At 70.9% G+C, this 1,872-nt stretch carries 2 protein-coding genes and 1 pseudogene; 1 reads left to right on the forward strand and 2 read right to left on the reverse strand.

The genetic code is table 11. The features are described from left to right. Positions 1-720, reverse strand: a 720-nt coding sequence (locus VHK87_RS18450) for an anhydro-N-acetylmuramic acid kinase (protein ID WP_329636359.1), incomplete at its 3' end; no start/stop codon positions are given. Positions 721-764: 44 nt separating this feature from the next. Further along, a complete protein-coding gene (locus VHK87_RS18455; protein WP_329636360.1) occupies positions 765-1,412 on the reverse strand; it encodes an HAD hydrolase-like protein in 648 nt (215 codons plus the stop codon). Positions 1,413-1,700: 288 nt separating this feature from the next. On the opposite strand from VHK87_RS18455, the pseudogene VHK87_RS18460 reads away from it, so the two are divergent. Next, positions 1,701-1,872 (forward strand): annotated as a pseudogene (locus tag VHK87_RS18460) (tyrosine--tRNA ligase); the annotation flags it as partial.

Raw genomic sequence — 1,872 nt, forward strand, 5'->3', positions numbered from 1 at the left:
GTAGGGATGGGCCAGCAGGGCCCGCAGCAACGCATCGTCGACCAGGCCGACGCTGGCGTACTTGCCATCCGGATCGTACCGCCCCGCGCCGCGGCTCTGCATCAGCAGGTCGAGCATCCCATTGGCCGGACCGGTGTCGAAGGCCACGACATCCTCGCCGCCCCGCCAATGGGTGATGTTGGCCACGCCACCGAGGTTCAGCACCACCGCCGGCGCCTGTATTTTGGACTCGCGCAGACGGGCCAGGTGATAGACCGGGGCGATCGGCGCGCCCTCCCCGCCCGCGGCGATATCCGCGCTGCGGAAGTCGAAGGCCACCGGCCGGCCGGTGAGCTGCGCCAGCAGCGTCCCGTCGCCCAGTTGCACGGTGCGGCCGGGACGCCCCTCCGCCGGCCGCTCGTGCAGCACGGTCTGGCCATGCATGCCGACCAGGTCGATGTCGTGCCAGGCGAGGTCGTGCTCGGACAGGAAGGCGTCGGCGGCGGCGAAGTGCTCCTCGGCCACCGCGCGCTCGGCGTCCTGGAAGATCAGTGGCGCGGGCGCGCCGCGCTCCCAATGCAGGGCCGCCTGGGTCGCGTCCAGCAGGAGATCGCGCGTCCCGTCCGTCAGCTTTCGCTCCCCGGCCGGCCCGAAGACGGAGATCTCCACCCCGTCGGTCTCCAGGATCGCCATGTCGACGGCGTCCAACGAGGTGCCGGTCATGAAGCCGAGAACACGCATGCCGCCTTGAGTGCCAGGGTTCAACGCGCCGCGCTAGGCGCACCTCAGGCCAGCAGGGCCGACAGGGTTGCGGAGAGCTCCACGGGCGCCGCGCAAAGCCGGTCTGCGCCCGCCTCGGCGAGCTCGTCGCGCGAGCCGTAGCCCCACAGCACGCCAATGCTCCGCAGGCCGTTCGCGCGTCCCGCCTTAACGTCCTCGCGCCGGTCGCCGATCAGGCAGGTTTCGGCCGCATCGAGCCGGCGCTCGCTGACGATCCGGCCGGCCAGCCGCACCTTGTCGTCAGCCGCCGCCTGGGGCGCCGCCCCGTAGACGCCGTCGAACAGCTCGGCGAGCCCGAACCGGCCCACGATCTGCTCGGCGAAAGGGGTGATCTTGGAAGTGCAGACAAACAGCGCGTGGCCTGCCGCCTTGAGGCGGCGCAGTTCATCCACGACCCCCGGAAACGGCTCGGCCGCCAATATGCCCTGCTCCGCGTATCGCCGGCGGTAAGCGGCCACACAGGCGTCCACCCGTTCCGGGCCGCCGAGCAGCCGCTCGGCGACGGCGTGCAGCGGGGGGCCGATGACCCAGGTCAGGTCGGCTTCCGCGCTGGGCGCCGCGCCGAATTCCTCGAGGGTGGCGCGCAGGCAGCTGAGTATCCCGGGGGCCGAGTCGGCGATGGTGCCGTCGAGGTCGAAGAGCAGCGCGGCCATGGCGCCTGACTAGGCGCATCTTCCCCCGCCCGCAACTTGACCTTGCGTGATGATGGGCGTACGTGCCGGCACATGATCGACCGCGCCACCCTCACCGGCCGCTACTACCGCCTGCTCTGAGCAGGCGGGCGATCGATCCTACGCGCCGCCACCCCTGGCCGGCGGCGCGACCATCACCTTTCAATCGAATGCGTCTCCGGCCCCACTCCAGGAGCCCAAGAGATGCCTCTCGATAGTCCCACAGGCCTCGTGCTAGAGCCCGCGCTTTCCACGCGCGAGAGCAGTCCCATGGCCGACCAGCCCTTCAAGTCCGCATTCCTGCGAACCATGGAGGCGCGCGGCTACATCCACCAGATCACCCATCCGGTGGAGCTGGACGAGGCCTGCGCGGCGGGGCCGATCACCGCCTACATCGGCTTCGACGCCACCGCGCCCAGCCTGCACGTCGGCCACCTGATCC

Origin of the sequence: Phenylobacterium sp. (assembly GCF_036263695.1) — a bacterium.
Lineage (GTDB): Bacteria > Pseudomonadota > Alphaproteobacteria > Caulobacterales > Caulobacteraceae > Phenylobacterium.

Bases quoted from the DNA above. Each gene is read 5' to 3' on its own strand.
- VHK87_RS18455 (WP_329636360.1), bottom strand. From the start codon at position 1,412: ATGGCCGCGCTGCTCTTCGACCTCGACGGCACCATCGCCGACTCGGCC.